General features: G+C 40.0%; 16 protein-coding genes and 1 rRNA gene. 9 read left to right on the forward strand and 8 right to left on the reverse strand.

Going from position 1 to position 18,472, the window contains the following annotated elements:
* Nucleotides 1–58 precede the first annotated feature (58 nt).
* A 5S ribosomal RNA gene (rrf, locus tag M3221_RS24850) occupies nt 59–175 on the forward strand.
* A 262-nt stretch (nt 176–437) separates the two neighbouring features.
* On the forward strand, nt 438–1,154 hold the full coding sequence (locus tag M3221_RS24855) for a DUF459 domain-containing protein (protein ID WP_251274744.1): 717 nt from the start codon (nt 438–440) through the stop codon (nt 1,152–1,154).
* A gap of 556 nt (nt 1,155–1,710) precedes the next feature.
* Here M3221_RS24855 and M3221_RS24860 read toward each other — a convergent pair.
* Nucleotides 1,711–2,568 (reverse strand): sugar phosphate isomerase/epimerase family protein, encoded by an 858-nt coding sequence (locus tag M3221_RS24860; RefSeq protein WP_251274745.1) that lies wholly within the window; start codon nt 2,566–2,568, stop codon nt 1,711–1,713.
* A gap of 323 nt (nt 2,569–2,891) precedes the next feature.
* Here M3221_RS24860 and M3221_RS24865 point away from each other — a divergent pair, with 323 nt between their 5' ends.
* Nucleotides 2,892–3,755 (forward strand): helix-turn-helix domain-containing protein, encoded by an 864-nt coding sequence (locus tag M3221_RS24865; RefSeq protein ID WP_251274746.1) that lies wholly within the window; start codon nt 2,892–2,894, stop codon nt 3,753–3,755.
* 291 nt (nt 3,756–4,046) lie between these two features.
* On the opposite strand, the gene M3221_RS24870 is transcribed toward M3221_RS24865, so the two are convergent.
* Together M3221_RS24870 and M3221_RS24875 are read right to left on the reverse strand one after the other, a co-directional pair.
* A complete protein-coding gene (locus M3221_RS24870; RefSeq protein WP_251274747.1) occupies nt 4,047–4,259 on the reverse strand; it encodes a Fur-regulated basic protein FbpA in 213 nt (70 codons plus the stop codon).
* A gap of 698 nt (nt 4,260–4,957) precedes the next feature.
* Nucleotides 4,958–6,325: an ATP-binding protein gene (locus tag M3221_RS24875; protein WP_251274748.1), complete on the reverse strand. Its 1,368-nt coding sequence runs from the start codon at nt 6,323–6,325 to the stop codon at nt 4,958–4,960.
* A gap of 413 nt (nt 6,326–6,738) precedes the next feature.
* On the opposite strand from M3221_RS24875, the gene M3221_RS24880 reads away from it, so the two are divergent.
* The gene (locus M3221_RS24880; protein WP_251274749.1) at nt 6,739–7,107 is read left to right on the forward strand and encodes a hypothetical protein; all 369 of its coding nucleotides are present in this window, start codon (nt 6,739–6,741) and stop codon (nt 7,105–7,107) included.
* A gap of 334 nt (nt 7,108–7,441) precedes the next feature.
* Nucleotides 7,442–7,639, forward strand: coding sequence for a hypothetical protein (locus M3221_RS24885; protein WP_251274750.1), 198 nt, complete (start codon nt 7,442–7,444; stop codon nt 7,637–7,639).
* A 214-nt stretch (nt 7,640–7,853) separates the two neighbouring features.
* Here M3221_RS24885 and M3221_RS24890 read toward each other — a convergent pair whose 3' ends face one another.
* Nucleotides 7,854–9,212, reverse strand: a complete 1,359-nt coding sequence (locus M3221_RS24890) for an RNA-guided endonuclease TnpB family protein (protein ID WP_251274751.1) — start codon at nt 9,210–9,212, stop codon at nt 7,854–7,856.
* A gap of 494 nt (nt 9,213–9,706) precedes the next feature.
* Nucleotides 9,707–10,057, reverse strand: coding sequence for a four-helix bundle copper-binding protein (locus tag M3221_RS26455; RefSeq protein WP_285882147.1), 351 nt, complete (start codon nt 10,055–10,057; stop codon nt 9,707–9,709).
* 679 nt (nt 10,058–10,736) lie between these two features.
* On the opposite strand from M3221_RS26455, the gene M3221_RS24895 reads away from it, so the two are divergent.
* Nucleotides 10,737–11,051: an MTH1187 family thiamine-binding protein gene (locus tag M3221_RS24895; protein WP_251274752.1), complete on the forward strand. Its 315-nt coding sequence runs from the start codon at nt 10,737–10,739 to the stop codon at nt 11,049–11,051.
* Nucleotides 11,052–11,133: 82 nt separating this feature from the next.
* Here the strand turns inward: M3221_RS24895 and M3221_RS24900 are convergent, their stop codons facing one another.
* On the reverse strand, nt 11,134–11,973 hold the full coding sequence (locus M3221_RS24900; RefSeq protein ID WP_251274753.1) for an aldo/keto reductase: 840 nt from the start codon (nt 11,971–11,973) through the stop codon (nt 11,134–11,136).
* A gap of 246 nt (nt 11,974–12,219) precedes the next feature.
* Between M3221_RS24900 and M3221_RS24905 the strand changes: the two genes are divergently transcribed.
* Together M3221_RS24905 and M3221_RS24910 are read left to right on the forward strand one after the other, a co-directional pair.
* On the forward strand, nt 12,220–13,347 hold the full coding sequence (locus M3221_RS24905; protein ID WP_251274754.1) for an NAD(P)/FAD-dependent oxidoreductase: 1,128 nt from the start codon (nt 12,220–12,222) through the stop codon (nt 13,345–13,347).
* Nucleotides 13,348–13,613: 266 nt separating this feature from the next.
* Nucleotides 13,614–14,468: a dimethylarginine dimethylaminohydrolase family protein gene (locus tag M3221_RS24910; RefSeq protein WP_251274755.1), complete on the forward strand. Its 855-nt coding sequence runs from the start codon at nt 13,614–13,616 to the stop codon at nt 14,466–14,468.
* Between the two features lie 319 nt (nt 14,469–14,787).
* Here M3221_RS24910 and M3221_RS24915 read toward each other — a convergent pair whose 3' ends face one another.
* A complete protein-coding gene (locus tag M3221_RS24915; RefSeq protein ID WP_251274756.1) occupies nt 14,788–15,699 on the reverse strand; it encodes an NAD-dependent epimerase/dehydratase family protein in 912 nt (303 codons plus the stop codon).
* A gap of 268 nt (nt 15,700–15,967) precedes the next feature.
* The gene (locus M3221_RS24920) at nt 15,968–17,545 is read right to left on the reverse strand and encodes an FAD-dependent oxidoreductase (protein ID WP_251274757.1); all 1,578 of its coding nucleotides are present in this window, start codon (nt 17,543–17,545) and stop codon (nt 15,968–15,970) included.
* A gap of 523 nt (nt 17,546–18,068) precedes the next feature.
* On the opposite strand from M3221_RS24920, the gene M3221_RS24925 reads away from it, so the two are divergent.
* On the forward strand, nt 18,069–18,302 hold the full coding sequence (locus M3221_RS24925; protein ID WP_251274758.1) for a hypothetical protein: 234 nt from the start codon (nt 18,069–18,071) through the stop codon (nt 18,300–18,302).
* The last annotated feature ends 170 nt before the right edge of the window (nt 18,303–18,472 follow it).

Here is an 18,472-nt window from a genome sequence, read left to right on the forward strand (position 1 = left end):
TGCCGTTACTTTACAGAGATTATCCAGTTTTGAAGGAACAATTTTGTTCCATATATAGTCTGGTGGCAATAGCGAAGAGGTCACACCCGTTCCCATCCCGAACACGGCCGTTAAGCTCTTCAGCGCCGATGGTAGTTGGGGGGTTTCCCCCTGTGAGAGCAGGACGCCGCCAGGCAAGCAGTGAGGACAGCGAGAGCTGTTCTCTTTTTTTATGATCTTGAATAAAAGGCAAGCGCCGTTCCTTGGTTAGTAAGGGAGGGGGCTTTTTTATTTGATTCAGTATTATGAGCAACTGCAGCTCTTTAAAGAAATTATGCTAGAAAAAGCAGCTTAGAAAGATAGCATGGATGAACTGCAAGGCATTTGCTTTTCCAGATTTAATCAGTTTACTTCATTGACATAAAGGGAATTCCATGTAATTTAGGAGGGTTCTTTTGATGAGAAGAGCAAAGATAACAACTGTTGCTGTTGCAGTGCTTATTGCTGTTGCAGGAGTTTTTTTATTACACCGGGAAGAGGAGAACAAGGCGGAGAGTCCTTCAGCAGGTGAAGAGCTGGTGGCGCTCGGTGATTCGCTGACATATGGTGTTGGGGATCAGGCAGGACAGGGTTATACAGACAAGCTGGAAAAAGTGCTGAATAAGCAGAATAAAGTCCCTCTGACGGTCTACAATTATGGTATTCCCGGTCAGCAAACGGATGGACTGCTGCAGCAGCTGAGGAAGGCGGATGTGAGAAAGACTCTTTCCAATGCTGAGTATTTTACGATTTTCATCGGAACAAATGATTTAATTGAAAGCAACGGCGGAGATCTGAATCCACTTTATAAAGACCGGATTCAGTGGGCCGAAAAGGATTATCGGAATAATCTTCATCGCATTTTATCGATCATTCAAAAAGAAAATCCAGATGCACCTGTATTATTTCTGGGTCTGTATAACCCGTATCCTGATTCTGAAGAAATTGAAGCAGTAATTACAGAGTGGAACAAGCTGAGTCAGGATGTGGTCAGCCAATATCCGCACGTCAAATTCATTGCAACAAATGGATTGCTGAAGGAAAAGAGCACCGATTACTTTAGTGATGAATTGCATCCGAACAGTAAAGGATATGAGCTGATTACAAAGAAAATAATAGAGGAATATAATTTTTAGCAAGAGATACACGGTATTTTAACTATTATTTATAATTACCAAAAAGAAAAGTGCCATTCCTTATTTATTAAGGCCTGGCACTTCTTTGTTTTATTCAAGGTTATGGACAAGAGAGGCTATTTAAATGAAGCAAGTGAGACTAAATAAGGCTGTTTGAAAGGTGTATTGTCCCCTGTCTCATACACAGGGGGCGGACCTGTTGATAAGAGGGAGCTTGTTTATGTTATTTAACGTTAGCAGCAACCGCAGATAGTTATATGAAGAAATTTATGGCAGAAGCAGCAGCTTAGAAAAAGACAGGATGATGAAATAACATCATCGTGCCGTGCTTCATATTATGAACATTACTTTAAATAAAAGCAGAGGGAAGCAAGAAGCGGAAAAAGACACCTGCTGTACCCGCTGCTTTTATTTTATTTTGTTTAACCAGAAGTATAATATATCCGGTTTTAGAACATTGGCCTTAGAAAATATACCAAATTCCCTTTTGGTTTTTGGATTATTTCAAGACCAGTTACATCAGATAATTATTCTCGATTTCTAATTCCAAGAGTCTTTAAGAGCGTGAGTATGAATAGTACTTTTCCAACACTTCCAAAGTGGTTTCTTTTGCTTTTTTGATGACTTCTTCTGGATCCATTTGATAATATTCTGGTCTAAACAGCTCAACGGATACTGCAAAATCATAATTTAGTTCTTTTAATCTTTTCAAATGTGCTTCTAAATCAATGACACCGTGTCCAGGCCATACTCTGTCTGTATCGCGCATTTGGCCAACTGGAAAACCGTCTACATCGTTAATATGGAAAATAAATAATTTTTCTGCTGTTTCATCTGTTACATCTTCTAGTCTTGACCCCATTCCAGTGAATTGGAAAGTATCGTATACAAGACCCACATTGTTTTTATCAACCGCTTTTACAATCTGGTATGCTTGCGCGAACGTATTCACTGTATTTTCCGGAATTCCGATAAATTCAAGGGCAATCTTTACTCCATAAGGCTCTGCTAAATCAGATAGAAGGCTTAAAACACGGATACAGCTTTCGTTTACTTCTTCCGTTAATGTTTTTCCTTTTTCTGTTACATCAATATTAGAAGGCACAACACAAATATATGAGCAATCGATTTTTTTACAGATCTCTAAGTACTCTTTGAATTCTTCGATAACGGCTTCTTCATCTTCTTTTGTGCGGTTATTGAAAAAGCACAGTGCATTTAAAGAAAGCGGTTTAATATGATGGGTGTCAAAATATGCTTTTAAATCTTCTAATGTATGCTCTTTTAAATAATCTTTCAGCTGGTCGATTGAGCGAATTTCAATAAAATCGTAACCGTGTTTTTCACAGTAATCTAGGTTTTGTTGTAGAGAAGCGCTTTCAAATGTTGTTCCTTCGTTGAATGCTAATTTCATGGGTATTCCTCCTGATAAGAAATAGATTTCATCTATTCTTTTATTAACACTTCACGTGTTTTGATTTTTGTATGCGCTTTTAGTTTAATACATCTGTTCCTTTTCGACTCTGCAAAATCTTGCTTAAAAATTGCGGTTTGGTGCTGTTTTTTTATTTGCTGGATCCCTTTTAGCTAAGGATGAGAACGTTTTAAAAAGTGCCTAAGGTGAATGTACCGTGTTAAAATAAAACTATTCACCTGGTTCCCGTATCATTATCTTTTAAGCCCGTCTGAAAAAACAATGATGTCCAATCAGGGTGACAATGTGTGAGAGGTGAAAAAATGAATTTCTATATTCCAAAAGTAGAACCAGGCATCAAGACAAAAAAGGGATTATATTTTTATGAGCCTTCCGCTTTAACCAAAGAACTCTATCATTATGTTCTATGGGGCGGTGAATATATAGTAGATGTTCCATACAGCATTACACGCGACTACATGAAATCTTTTATCCTTTTTTATATCAAAAAGGGATCCATGCATTTTCACTATTTAGGCCAATCATTTACAGCCTCCAAAGGTGAGATTGTTCTTTTGGACTGTAAAGAAAAAAATCACTATCACGCAGCGGAAGAAACAACCTTCCAATTTATTCACTTTACCGGAAAGCATACGCAGGATATGTATAACGAGTTATATAAAAGAAAGGGATGTGTGTTTAAACTGCCTGCTGAAAAAAATAATATCCCTCATATTTTATCTCTTATCGCATCCAACCAGGAAATAGACTTTGAAATCTCTCTTCAAATTTATGAGCTGCTCGGCAATTTATTAGAAAGCACCCGAAGTACGTTTGAAAAAAGAGACGTGAAGGCTGTAAACATACCAGCGGAAATTCAAGCTGTACTGGCGTATATTGGTGAACATTTCTCATCTAAAATTACGGTCGAGCAGTTGAGTGAAATATCTAATTTAAGCACGTATCATTTTTGTCGTACGTTTAAAAAATATATAGGAACCAGCCCTCATCAATATCTCTTAAATTACAGGCTGATTCAGGCTAAAAATTTATTGGTGGAAACCAGCCTGACCGTCGAGCAGATCAGCATTGAATGTGGGTTTAATGGGATAGGTCATTTTATTAAAGCATTTTCGCAATCAACAGGAGGCATCACCCCTGGGAAGTTCAGAAAGCTTTGTTTTTGATAAGGAGATGTTTGGGCATGTTCTGCCTGCAGGCACCATCGTGGCAGGTTAAAAATAACAACAGTTAAGCAGAAAAGAACGTTGACTGAGGGGCTTAATAGTAAAAGCATAACAAGGTGCATGGTTGTTATTCATATATGTTCGTTTAAAAAAAGAAATAGGATGGCGTATAGCCATCCTATTTTGGTTCATATAGCAATTGCCGAGTACAGAAATAAACGAAAAGACTCTATTGTAAAGGCCACGGCTTTTCATCATCCTGAAAGCTCAGCTATTCACTGAACAAAAAACTCAATTCATTTTGTTCGCTTTTTTATTGAACCAGCGGATAGATCCAAGTTGGCTATGTGGATGCTCAGTTCCCTCAAATTTATTATATTCACCTTCTAATTCACCTAAAGAGTTTTCAAAAAGATGCTTTTCATTAATCTTAAACACACCAAAAGCAATGAGTTTGTTAATTAATTCCGTACGTCTATTTTCTACTGCTTCCCGAAGAATCATCTCAATTCCTCCTTGCCTTTTATTCGTTTTACAGAAAATAAAAAGGCTCTTGTTATAAACAAGAGCCTCTGGTGATCCAGTCGGTTTTTCTATATTATATAAACATTTTAATTCATATTATCCCTACTTGTCAAGTCGGTTTTTGAAAGGATTTTTTGTATACCGGATAGCCAGGGTGGTTAATAAAAGAAGAATATATTCCAGTAGCAAAGTGGATGATCCTATAACATAACCAAAATAATCAAAAATAATGTACACCATTTATTTTTGCAAAAATGTATGGTTACGTATGTGCACTCTTTAAGTTCGTTTTGTCGATGGAAAAGGTTATACACTCTCTTTGACGGCAGGAAGACAAGCGTTATTTCCTTTTTTAAAAGAGGCAGGCTGCTTAACGGAAGAATAAGGGAGTGGCAGCTGGAAAGAACATTGATCCGGTCAGTACACCGAAGGAAGCGGGCATTGATTATCCTTTTTTCATTTTCATTTATTCAGGCGCATCAAACAGATGGTGTAGATTCCATACTCTGATGCCGGCCCTATTAGTTAGCAGAGACTAGGCGGTAAGAACAGCACAACTTAAATTGCGATTCAACAGTTTGTCCAAACTGCTAAATAAGTATGAAAAAAGCTCATGATTATCCGGTTGATAATCATGAGCTTTTTACGTCCTTATAGAGCAATAATTGTTCGCTCCTTTACTTACCTGCTTTAAAAGCAGGGAGAGGAGCTGTATTTTCTTTTTTACTGACAGGCAGGCTGATGACTTGCTCTGCAGGCTGCTCAGTAGAAGAATGGGAAGGGTCAACTGCCGGAAAGAGGATCGTAAAACAAGTGCCTTTGCCTATTTTACTGTCCACTTTAATTTCACCCATCATCGCTTTTACAATACTGAAAACCACCATTGTGCCAAGCCCGGTACCGTCTACTTTTGTGGAAAAGTAAGGGGTTCCCAGCCGTTCAATTTGTTCATTTGTCATGCCAACCCCTGTATCTTCCACTGTCATGACTATTTTCCCGTTCAGTTCCTGAAGCTTAATGATTAATTTTCCTCCATGAGGCATGGCCTCAATGCTGTTTTTTATAAGGTTGATCAGGCATTGATGGAATTTTTCACGTTCACCGGCAACATGGATCGCTTCTGTTTTTTGGATATCAATCTCTACGGTGTTTGCCAAAGCAAGAGGCGTTACGGTTTTTAGGACCGTATCCAGTTCTTTATTCAATTCCAACATCTCTATTTTTTCTAATGAAGGTGTAGCAAATGTAAGGTAATCGGTAATAACAGACGCTGCTTTGTCTAATTCTTCAAGAGAGATGGAGATATAAAGATTTTTTTCTTCTGCGGTAAGATTCTGATCACTCAGTAATTGAATAAACCCTCTAGTAGCTGTAAGCGGGTTTCTTACTTCATGGGAAATGCTTGCAGCAACTTCACTCACTGATTTTAACTTTTCAAATTTTCTGATTTCTTCAGCGAGGGCTATATCATTTTTTGCTTTCTCGATAAATTTAACAAATAACAGAACGCCAGCTATTTGAAGGTATAGGAATACGATAAAAGACAGAAGATCTTTTGTATTCATGATGTTTGAAACAAATAAACTGAGTGTTGTCCCTGTAAAGAGCGCTGAAAGAAAAGCAACTTCCATAACGCAGCGCATTTTTTTTGTTAAGTTAACGGCTCTTTCAAAAAAAGGAATCGTAAACCAAAGAGAAATAAACAAGATCGTGCTACCAGCTAAATTGATGTAGAAGCCGGAACTACCAAAGCCTAAACGATAGGTAATTAAAATGAAAAACAAAAGAAAGGCAATTCTGCGACCGCCATAAAAAGCACCGACTATAAAGGGGACGTAACGCATATCGATCAACTGGCCAGGACCAATTGAGATAGAGAACGTCATACATAAGACAATAGCACTTCCAGAGGCCAGGAAAATTAACAGCTTGTTTGTTAATTGATGAATCTTCTTTTCAATAAACTTAAGGTATACAAAGAAAAAAAGAAAAATAAAAAATAGATTTAACAATAAGATTTGAAGATGAGAAAATACGTTAATCACTTCTTTTACTCCTTCCTACTGTTGCTCATCAATTTATGTATACAATGGAAAATAACTGCTTAATCAGACCGTCAAGACATGCAATAATCTATGAACCTTTCTTTTTTTATTATCCTACAAAGTAAGTGATATCCCTACATTTTTTATGCGTCAAATTACGACAAAAGCGGCATCGGTTAGTGTATTCTCTCTAAAGGAAAAATAGCAAAACCGATTAATTGCTCTCTTTTTGAATAGTATGCGGGTGTTTACAAATGCAGGTTACGTTGGTAAAGGTAAAGAGAAATAATTGGTCCGCTCATGAAGGAAAAGAGTGGTTGATCAACGAACCGCCTTATCGCTGATTACGTGACGGGTCTAATGTTATGCGGCTGCAATGTAACAAATGAAATTCGAGTGTAGGAGGAGATAAAATGATTGAAAGCTTTCGAGAGTACGTAAATCGGTCTGAAGCAGCTTACAAGGCTGAAAATGAAATTATAGAGGACAAGCTGAAGGCGGGTATTAATGGACTTGAATGGCTCGTTCTGAATACACTCGTGGATGAGAGACGGAGTGAATCATTAAAAAACTGGATGGAGTCGGCAGTGGTAAGACTATCCGGAAAAGAACCGTTAGAATTGTTTATAGATGCTGTGCATCTTGATCCGCTGACATTTTATGATCGTTATAAATTAAATTGGCACGTTACGTTTGACGAGGCATTGACATATTTAGCGCTTTTAAGAGAGCGTCATTACGACCGCTATTTCAACGTTTTGCAAATGATTTATCAAAAATGAAGTGCGGAGCCGGCTGTTTCTTTAAGTGAAAAGCCGGCTCGCTATGCCAAGTCAAAACCGAGATAATGCAGTTTGTTCATTTCAGAAAGTACAGAGGGGCTCAGGTGGTAAAAGAGGATTGTGTTTTCATATAGAAATTTAAAAAACGAAAAAGAAGTACAGCGGCATTATCAGTGACTTATTCAGTGAGCATGAATACAGCCTGCGTTGGTAAAACTACATGTGTGTTTAATTTAGCAGCAGTTATGTTGATGAAGTATGACATCTTCGACAGTATAGGATAAAAATGGAACCGTATGGAGCTAGTTTGATGTGTGGAAGGAGTTAAAAGATAATGGCACACAAAGATAAATCTTTAACTGGATCGGTTGAGACAAATGAAGAAGTACGTAACCCCAATGCAGACCCACAGGAGAACTATTTAGAGCCGAAAAAAGACGAGCCAAGTGACCGGTTCATATCCGCTGATATAAAAGAGCTGGAACCCGTTAAACCATCGTCGAATGAAATCAAGGACAAGGGTAACGATTAAAAACACACAACCAAAACATGATTTGCTCTAAATTTTGGAAATATATATAGACTTTAATATATACACATACATCTGAGTCTAAATCCATAAAATGAGCGCAGCATAAAGGTTAATGTGTTTTGTGAAAGAAGGGCTGGTGAACCTCTCCACCTAAACTAAATCAAAGGTTTTGATGGAGCATCCCTTATCTTGAATACAGTACAACATCAGCTGGTTAAGCTTCCTTTGGAAGCCCGAGTGCATGATGGAGACTAATGAACGAAGACAAGGTCTGCGATGTCCTTATTGCCAGCTCAGGAACTTTTGCCTGAAGTGACAACCATTTCGTTTCCGAGATGGATTTTTGAAAAGCCCGGATAAAATAACGGGCGCCAATGTTATACGAAGCTGATAAATCCGCGTGATAGATTTTGCCCGTTGAAAACGTGGCAAGGTCTTTTTTCGAGTTTCGTTTCACTTTTCCAGAGCCATCGAAAGCCAAGGCGCTGGTGTTTCGCGGATTGATCCGGGAAATGCGCATGCCCAGGCAGTGTGCCATTTCTTCCACCTTGTTCTGGATGCCTATTTTCCGCCATCCATGAAGCTTGAAACGAAGTTTCCTGGCTCCATAGAACCCCTTTGGAGTTTTCATTCTGCCTAAATACTCGAATACGATGACGTCACAGCCATGCTTTGCCGCAAATTTGACAATTTCATAGCTTGTGTGGTGGACAATATACTGCTGATATCCATTGATCTGCCGCCAAAAGTTTGGCGCATGAATGCGGCCGCTTGCCCGCTGGGCTTTTCGCAGCTTGTTCGTTAACGTCTGCAGACGGTCTTTTTCTTTAGGCTGGTCAATAAACGTCCGGCCTAAGACAGTGCCTTTTGCATCGATAACCGAACAAACTGCAGAATTCGTCAGTCCAAGGTCTACCGCACACACTTTTTGTTCTTGAATAGGTGTTTTTGTTAAAGTAACTTTATTTTCATAGCTGATGGAGAGGAAGAATTTTTTTCCCCGCTTAATCAGCCTAGGGTTGTTCTCCTTCCATTGCCAGACACCCCGTTTATAATGGTCCTGTCCTTTAAATTCGATATCTGCCCACACCCAGTCATTCTGATGAAATACCTTGATTTGTGCGGTCGTATCGGATGTTCTGTTGAACATGTTCTCTCGATAAAAAACAGGAAATTCTTTATGTTCCGCCTGCAGGCACGGAGGCTGTTTCTTAAACTTCTTTACTTCGGAAAGAGCGTGCTTCCGCTCTTTTTCCCAGTTTTGATAGTTAGAGCGGAAGCTCTTTACCTTGCCAAAAGCAGAAGCAATGACACTTCTGCGAAAATAGGACGGAAACTTGTAAAAACGTTCGTTAAACTCTTTATATTTTGGAAGAGGGTTTGATTTGGTTGCGTGAATCAGTTTTTCTACTGCCGGCACAATCGATTTTGTTGTCAGGTCGTCTGTATTATCAAACTCTTTGTCGATAACCCGGATGATGAAGGACAGGGCGTCATTGTAAATATCCAGCGTATTATTGAAGATTTCAGTCTGGTTTATAATTTTGTGTAGCAGCGACTTCACAATTTTCATAGCCAAACCCTCCTTCCATTTTTTAGTACTTGCGATATGTTGATCGTATCAAAATGGAAATCACTTGTAAACCGAAAAGAGAATCAGCATAAGCAGCTACCAGCAAGAAGCGACAATTGGTCGAATGAAAAAAGATTGAAGAGCAGGGAGAATAAAGACCTTAGCGCCTAACCCCCACTAAATTGAAGATTTTGAAGGGGAATGTGGTGCTAATTTTTTTGTTCAAAAAGCTAGTTTTTACTGATTTTCAGGACAGTCCATGCTGTTTGAGTTTACATACGCTGTCAGGGGTTGCTTCATGTATAAAGACATAGAAATAGAAAAAGTGATCTTTCACTAAATGAAAGATCACTTCATGATTATTTTATAGAGAAACTAAACTGGCCATTACAGCTTCTGCCTATTTATTTGACATACAAGTAAGCTTTTTGATAGTTAAGGCTCACTTTTTCCCGTAATTATGAAACATTCCCTCGAAAAAAGATTTTTAGTCGTTAGGAAGCTATATTTCTGCAAGCTTTTGCACATTCGCGGCAAATTTGAGCGCATTCCTGGCAGTAAGTATCTTTGAACGCTGCGCATTCTTCTGCGCATGCTTCACAAATAGCAGCGCAAAGCTGGCAGTATTGTGGAGAGAATGGGCTGTTGCGGCCTGCAACAGATGCCGCCTGCAAACAAACTTGAGCGCAATCTTGTAAGGTTTGGATACATTTGGTTCTCGTTTGAATATCCAATTCCTTTAAGCAGTTAGTTGTACACTCTTCGCAAGCTCTTGCACATTTTAAGCATGCTTCAATGCACTGGTCTACTGCTGCTCTTATTGAAGATGTCGATAATACGCTCATTCTACCCGCTCCTTAGAAAGTGAATTTTAAACAATATTGATTCTATGTCGGTCATTTTCTTTTATGACATTCTTACAAAAAGTCCGATAACTAATAAAGGATGATCCATATTAGTTCGACTAATATGGATCATCCTCTTATTCCTTTACTTCGTGTAAGAACAGTCATATAGAAACTGCTTACTTAAAAATGGGTATGGGCTATCAAGTCACTTTTTTTCAGAACGGTTGTAAATCGCATAAAACAGAAGCACATAAAAAGGGACCGAAAAAGATAGAAAATCATAGAAGCTGGTAAAATCCATGTATCGTACTCCTTTCGTACTGACTGACAGAAACTTCTGCTTTGAATCAGGGAGATCAGGAAACAACACTCTTAGCTGTTTTCAGTAAGCATTGACTTTTTGCACTGTAATTAGTACGTTTCTTTGTTGTATTCTCTGTTACTGTTCTCGGTATTTTGTCCATATACCCTGGTAGCCAGAAAATATGTTGAAGGCTAGTGTTCCACAGCATGACAGGAGTATATGGTTTGGCACAGAAACGGATTGCAGCTAAGCGCACTTCGCTTTATTTAACCATTCCAGTGCTGTACGTTATAATGGTAAAAGCGTCTGTCTAGATTGGATAGATGTCAGTTAGCTTCTTCATTGAAATACATAAAAGGATTGGTGAACAAAATGGCAATCGTTGATGTAACGGTTATTCCTGTTGGCACACAAACACCAAGTGTCAGCAGCTATGTGGCAGATATCCAAAAAGTATTAAAGGAATATGAGGAAAAAGGGGAGATACGTTTTCAACTAACACCCATGAATACGATCATTGAAGGCGATCTGCCTAAATTGTTTGAGGTAATCCAGGCGATGCACGAAGTCCCTTTTGAAAAAGGACTTGCCCGAGTGTGTACAAATATTCGAATCGATGACCGCCGTGATAAGAAACGTAAAATGGAAGATAAAGTAGAGCGGATAAAGGGCCTGCTTGAAGAATAAGAACTTTTGGGCATAATGGGATTACGTAGTGGAATGTATAAAGAAACAGGAGAACTAATCAGTTCTCCTGTTTCTCATTTCCTTAAAATTCTTCATATACAGCAGGATCTTGATTGTTAATTCTGCCGTCAGGGCGGGTTAATTCTGAAATCAGGCTCATTTCTGTTTCATCGAGAGAGAAATCAAAAATAGAGATGTTTTCAATTTGCCGTACAGAAGAAGCGGATTTCGGGATAGAAACGGCTCCCAGCTGATAATGCCAGCGTAGAACAATCTGTGAAACGGACTTGTTATGGTGCTGGGCCATTTGCTGAATGGTCTCATTTTCTAACAGGTGATTTGCCCGGGCTAATGGACTCCAGGATTCTGTCACAATTTTATGCTCTTGATGCCATTTTCTTTGCTGCTCCTGATTGAAAAATGGATGCAGCTCAATTTGGTTGACGCTTGGCTTAACGCCCGTTTCTTTTTCCAAACGCTCAATATGCTCAGGCAGGAAGTTGCAGACTCCAATGGAGCGAATAAGACCCCATTTTTGGGCGTCAATTAAGGCCTGCCACGCTTCTACATACAAGTCCTGCTTCGGGTTAGGCCAATGAATCAAATATAAATCATAATAATCAAGGCTGGCGCGGTACAAGGATTCTTGAATGGTTGTGACGGCTTTATCATAGTTTTGATAACGGCCTGGCAGTTTAGAGGTAATTCGTAATTCCTCTCTTGGAACAGAGCTGCGCTTAACAGCTTCGCCCACAGTTCCTTCGTTTTCATAATTATACGCAGAATCAATAAGCCGGTAACCTGCATAAATGGCATTTTGGATCGCGCTGGCACCTGCATTCCCGTTAAGCGCATATGTACCCAAGCCTATAACCGGCAATGTCAGCCCGTCATTGAGTGTAATCTCTGGAATTTTATGCATGATCCATCCCTCCTTTAAGTATATTTCTATATTACCATAATTAGGAATGAGCGTCAGGAATTAGCGTTGCTGGGATCTTTAAAGCAGATTACAAACCAAACCATAAAGCAAATAGTAAACAGAACACCAGCAGGATCATTTCGTTTCGAAGTCAAGCACATGCCGCTTTCTTTATACAATCCTTTGCGATAAGTTATAATACATAACAGGAATGAAACGTTAATGGTAATGGAAAGGTCTGTGAATATGAAAAAGGTTATAGTAGTAGGAGCTGGAATTCTCGGGGCATCAGCAGCTTACCAGTTAGCGAAACTGGGTGCTGAGGTTCTGATTATAGACCGCAAAGATAAAGGACAGGCGACCGATGCAGCTGCAGGCATTATCTGCCCTTGGCTGTCACAGCGGCGCAACAAGGCCTGGTACCAGCTCGCAAAGGAAGGGGCACGTTTTTACCCTGAGTTAATCGAAGAACTTAAAGGTGAAGGAGAGACAGAAACAGGCTATGCTCAAGTAGGGGCTCTCAATGTCCACCACGACATAGAAAAAATCAGAAAAATGGAAGAGCGTGCCGAAACACGAAAAGCTGATGCACCGGAAATCGGTGAGATTGTCCCGCTTGATGAAAAAGAAACCCGGGATCGATTTCCACTTCTTTCTGAACAGTACCAGTCTGTTTATGTCAGCGGAGGCGCCCGTGTGGACGGCCGTGCGCTGCGCGATGCGCTGTTGCGGTCCGCTCAAAGAAACGGTGCCATCCTTTTAACGGGGAATGCTGTACTTCAATACGAGGCGAACCGGGTAACAGGAGTCACGGTTGGCAATGAAAGCTATTCGGCTGACGAGGTGATTGTTTGTGCAGGTGCCTGGGCAAATCAGCTATTAGCGCCTTTAGGCATCGATTTCAAAGTAAGCTTTCAAAAAGCACAAATTTTGCATGTGGAGGTTCCAGAAGCGTCGGACACGAGCGCATGGCCTGTCGTAATGCCGCCTTTTAATAAATATATTTTAGCTTTTGATCACCAGAGGGTTGTCATAGGAGCGACTCATGAAGATCCTGCAAATGGCTATGATACACGCATCACGGCAGGCGGGATGCAGGAGCTTCTGGACAAAGGCTTAGAAGCAGCGCCTGGTTTATCAAATAGTATATTTCAGGAAGTAAGGGTTGGTTTTCGTCCCTATACTGCCGATTTTCTTCCAGTGATAGGTCCTATCCCTGGCTGGGAGGGTCTTATCGTAGCGAATGGGCTAGGGGCGTCTGGTTTAACGACGGGGCCATATCTCGGGAATCAGCTGGCAAAGATGGCGCTCGAAATGGATATAGATATCGATATTAGTTATTATGATGTTCAAAAAGCAATGGGGGACAATTGATCCTCCATTGCTTTTTGTCTTTCAAGAGTGAACGTGTAAGCTGATCGGCACCGACATATATTCAGTTAGAATAAGCTTTTTTGTGTTGGGATTTGCAGGACAGTGGTTGGAGGGTTTAATACAACATGGAAATTTATATGGTATTTTAGTAAAAACCATCTACTTCATCTCAAAGTGGATGGTTTTGTAATTTTATTTCATTTATTTATGAATACCTAACAAAAGGGAAGACTACATAAAACAGTACATTTTAAGAGGAGTTAATCATGGAAATATTGTCAAAAAAATTCGGGAATATACAATGCAACAATGAATATGACGAACTGCACCGAGTGATTTTATGCGAGCCTCAATTTATGACTATACGGGATGTGATTAATGAAACGCAAGAATATTATAAGCATGAAAATATTAATATTAACCGTGCAATACAACAGCATGCTCAGTTTTGTCAACTTCTTAATGAACACGGAATAGAGGTGATTAAGCTTGCACCTTCTAAACAGTATCCGGAGCAAGTCTTTACTAGAGACATCGGGTTTACAATCGGCCAAAATATTTTTACTGCTGAAATGGCCGCGGACATCCGGCAGGGAGAGGAACATGAGCTGAAAAAATGGCTTGAGTCAGAGCAAATTTCTTATCACGCCCTAAGCGAAGATTCGATTGAAGGCGGGGATGTCATCGTTGATGGACACAATCTCTATGTCGGGATCAGCAGTCGAACAAATAAAGCATCCATTCAAGAACTTACACGTTTATTACCAGGATACGAGATCCTCCCTATTTCTTTAAATCAAAGATATTTGCATTTAGACTGTGTTTTTAATATTATTTCGCCAGAAGAAGCATTAATTTTCCCGGAAGCCATTGACCAAATTACAGTAAATATGCTTTCATCAAGATTCGATTTAATTGAAGTAACTGAAAAAGAGCAATTTACACTTGGAACAAATGTACTTTCAATTGGACGAAAAAAGGTATTTAGTCTGATGGGAAATCATGATGTAAACAATCGCCTCAGGGAGCGGGGGTATCATGTAATTGAGGTTGATATCACAGAGATTATTAAATCCGGAGGCTCTTTTCGCTGCTGTACATTGCCGATTCTACGTGGATAAGACAAAAAGCTTCAACGGATAACAAGCAGGTGCTGTAAAGTCATTTATCTTGGCGAAAAGGCTTGGGGCGTCCGGTTTAAGGTTGGGTCCATACCTCGGGACCAGCTGGCAAAGATGACACTCGAAATGGATTTAAGCAAAAATATAAACCATTATGATATTTAAAAAGCAATGGGGATAGTGAATCCTCCATTGCTTTTTGTCATTTCAAAAACACTCTTTCCTTATTTAGGAGAGGGAGCTTTCTTTTACCTAAGTTTTCATATTCAATTTGTTTCATCCAGCGCAAACTGGAGCTGGTTTGTTACTGTGATCCTTCTTATATATCGGTATTTAATAAAGCAAGCTGGTCCTCGGGCAGTGCCTTGGTTTTACCATCACTATTGAGAACATTGCGCCATGTGTAACGCGGTTCATAGCCAAGGACCTTCCGGGCTTTATCGATGGCCATGAGAGTCTCATGACCTTCTACAGGCCTCTTTAAAGAGACATCCGGGAAAAATTTATCCACTAATTCCTGACTAGTTTCTGGGAAAATGGTATCTGGTGCTGTTATATGAAATATGTCAAATCCTAAATTATCCTTTTCGATTGCAAGCAGGCAGGCTCTTGCAGCGTCCCTGACATCACAATAGGCCCACGCATTTTTCTTTTGGACATCCCTTTGTCCTTCTTCACTCCAATGCATGATAGGGATTTTCTCGTATTCATCCGGCTCATACATATTTGCAAAGCGAAGCGCTACAATTTGTGTGTTCGCAAGCTTGTGGAACATTTCGGAAAGGATTTCAGTCAGCCGTTTTGCCATTGCGTATGAGGACTTCACGATGGAAGGGTGTTCTTCGTCCACAGGCAGGTAACTTAGATCTTCCGCAACAAAAGGGTATCCCAGAACAGTCTCACTGGATGCCCACACAACCTTAGGTATTTTAAGGTCTTTACAAGCTTCAAGGATATTAAAATTAACGAGCATATTATTTTCAAATATGGCCTGGGATGTATTCCGCACATCGGTAGGAATATTTCCTAGGTGCACGACTGCATCACACCCTGCTAAAAGCTGGCAGACCTGGCCATAATCACGTAATTCGGCCTGGATAAATTTTTTTGATTCAGATTCTTCCCTTAATTTTCTATCTGTAGCAATAACGTCATGACCAGCTTCTAATAGAGTTCTTACAGTCCATCGGCCAACTTTTCCTGCTGCACCTGTTACCACTACTTTCATCATTCCACGCTCCTGTTTTTACATTTCGATATCAGTGTAATACAGTAAAATTTTTGTTTTAGAAATGTGATCAGAACATAGTAAAAAATACCGAAAAGCGGCTGTCTTCTCAGTACGTTACACCCAATATCTTTGTTAGAGTTCCCTGTTGCCACTGTTTTATTAGCAGGAGTTCCATATAGAAAATAATGGTGGGCAGGCACTTGTCTGCCACCGGTATCTGAAAAAAGCAAACCGCAGCGAAGTGCTTCTGCTGCGGTAGCATCAACCGTTAATAGCCGGAATCTTCTGAGGTAAGATTGTCCAGCATACGATGGTTGTATTGCTGCAATGGTTTTTCAGCTGGACCTTCAATTACTTCTCCTGTATACGAAAACCTGGAGCCGTGACATGGGCAATCCCAGGTACGGTCGCCGTTGTTCCATTCGACTTCACATCCTATATGGGTACAGGTTGTATCTACAATATACAGTTTACCTTCCTCATCTTTATAAGCACCTTTTCTATGTCCTTTGACAGTAATTACGGCACCTTCACCGTTGGATAAGTCTTCAGCACTCTTAGCAGGCAAATCAAGTTTTCCTTTAATTAAATGGGCGGCCACACTAGCATTCTCTACTAGAAAATTTTTCAGGCTTGGATGTGCATAGAATCGCGAAGGTGTATATAAATCTTGATAAACATTCTTTTTGTCCAAAATGATATCTCGAAAGAGCAGAGCGGCGGCAGTCCCATTAGACATTCCCCAGTTCCGGTAACCGGTAGCAATCAAGATATTTGGCTGGCCTGAAGTTATCTCTCCGATATAAGGCATTTTATCAAGGGTGGTCAAGTCCTGGGCTGACCAGCGGTATACCATTTTATCTAGTCCAAAAACCTGCTGGCCAAAGGTCTCTAAGGCTTTATAATGTTCCAGCGTGTTCCTTCCTTGGCCAACCTTATGACTCTGACCGCCAATAAGCACGATTTCTTCTCCATTAATCGTTGCAGAACAGAGTGAACGTGTCGGCTGGTCGGCACTGATATACATTCCGCCAGGATACGCTTTCTTTGTCTTGGAAGCCAGAACGTAGGAGCGAACCGCATACATTCTTGTAGAATAAAACCCCAGGCCTTCATAAAATGGAAAATGCGAACAGGCCAGAACATAGCTTCCCGTGGCACGTCGCCCCTCACGAGTAAGAACGGTTGGCTGCTTTCCAGTTTCAATATTAACGGCCGTGGTGTTTTCAAAGAAAAGCCCGCCTTTTTCCGTAATAATTTGGATAAGGTGGGCCAGGTATTTAATTGGATGAAATTGAGCCTGGTTTTTCATAATCAGCCCATTTTGTATATCTATCTCGAAAGGAACCGTGTTAATCAGCGTACCGTCTATACCGATATTTTCATAAGCTTCTGCTTCCCTTTCAATCCTGCGTGCATATTGATCCGTAGCAGCGTATATACAAGCATCCTGCAGGCTGAAATCACAATGGATTTGATGTTGTTCTACGGTTTTTTTGATGAAATGCAGGGCTTCTATATTGGCTTTGTAGTATAACCGCGCCTTGCTCTTTCCGAAATGGCGAATGAGTTCATCGTATATTAGCTCATGCTGGGCAGTAATTTTAGCGGTAATGGTTCCCCGTGGGCCGTTCAGCAATTTCCCCGCCTCTAAAACGGCAACCTTCAGGCCTTCCTTTGCTAAAAGGTAAGCGGATGTGATTCCGGTAATACCGCCACCTACAATAACCACGTCTACATGAATATTCTTATCTAAAGAAGGAAAATCCGGCAAATCAATAAAGCCTCTCCAGTTTGGCTCAGGAACCTGCGGTAATGTTCCGCTTTCCTGATCGTTGTCAGTCATAGAAAATCCTCCATACGGTATTTCGATTATATTAGGATTTCCTTTCATGAAAGAAGTATACGTAATCTCTAATCAGCAAAGTCACAGCTGCTGTATGGAAAATGGTCCGAAAACATTTTTTATTTATATAATCGTTTACTAACCGTCTGAATGAACTGCCCGCTTATTTAGCGAATAATTCAGAGATGATTCAAAAATAGAGGTAAAGGAGCTGCAAAAAAAGCAGCATTTTAAAATGAAAAGAGAAGAAATAAACAATAAAGTTGGTCTAAAGTATGAAAGAGAGTGTTAGGAGCAGAATAGAGACACTACGAAAAAACAAGGTTTTTTCTAACAAGCTTCAAACAGTTGCCTTGTAAAGTCATGGCATAGGGGGCAATACTGCTATTTTTAAGATAAATAAAATGCATAAAAAAAGGGTAATAAAAAGAAGGGACCAAGTATCTGATGAAGGAAGTATTAGTGAGGGGAAAAGAGGGAGCGTTTTTTCTTTAATGATCACAATAACAGTAAGGTGAAGGGGATGAGAACCATTCAAAAAGTAGAGAAAGCTTGTTGGGGTATGTATATTATATCACTCGTTGTGTTTTGGATTATACAGCAGGTAGATCCTGTTATAGCTCTTGTACCCGCCATAACCTGTGTTCTTGGTCTAATAGGAATAACTATATTGCCAAGTCCCCCTTCTAAAAATGAAAAAGTAAGTGGGACTTTTCCCAGCAAAGAAGATATGATGGATACTTCCTTGCCTAAATAGCTTAGTTTTCTACAGCTTTATCATTTTCGGCGAGAACACTCCTACTTCAAGCTTGCTAAGTGGGGGATGAATCGCTGCTCTTTCAGTCATTCTTTTTCCTTGAACGCACTATTGCTAAAATGGTATAATTAGGTATAGAACAAACGTTCAGGGGTGGGGAAAATGATGAA

Origin of the sequence: Domibacillus indicus (assembly GCF_023715895.1) — a bacterium.
Lineage (GTDB): Bacteria > Bacillota > Bacilli > Bacillales > Domibacillaceae > Domibacillus > Domibacillus indicus_A.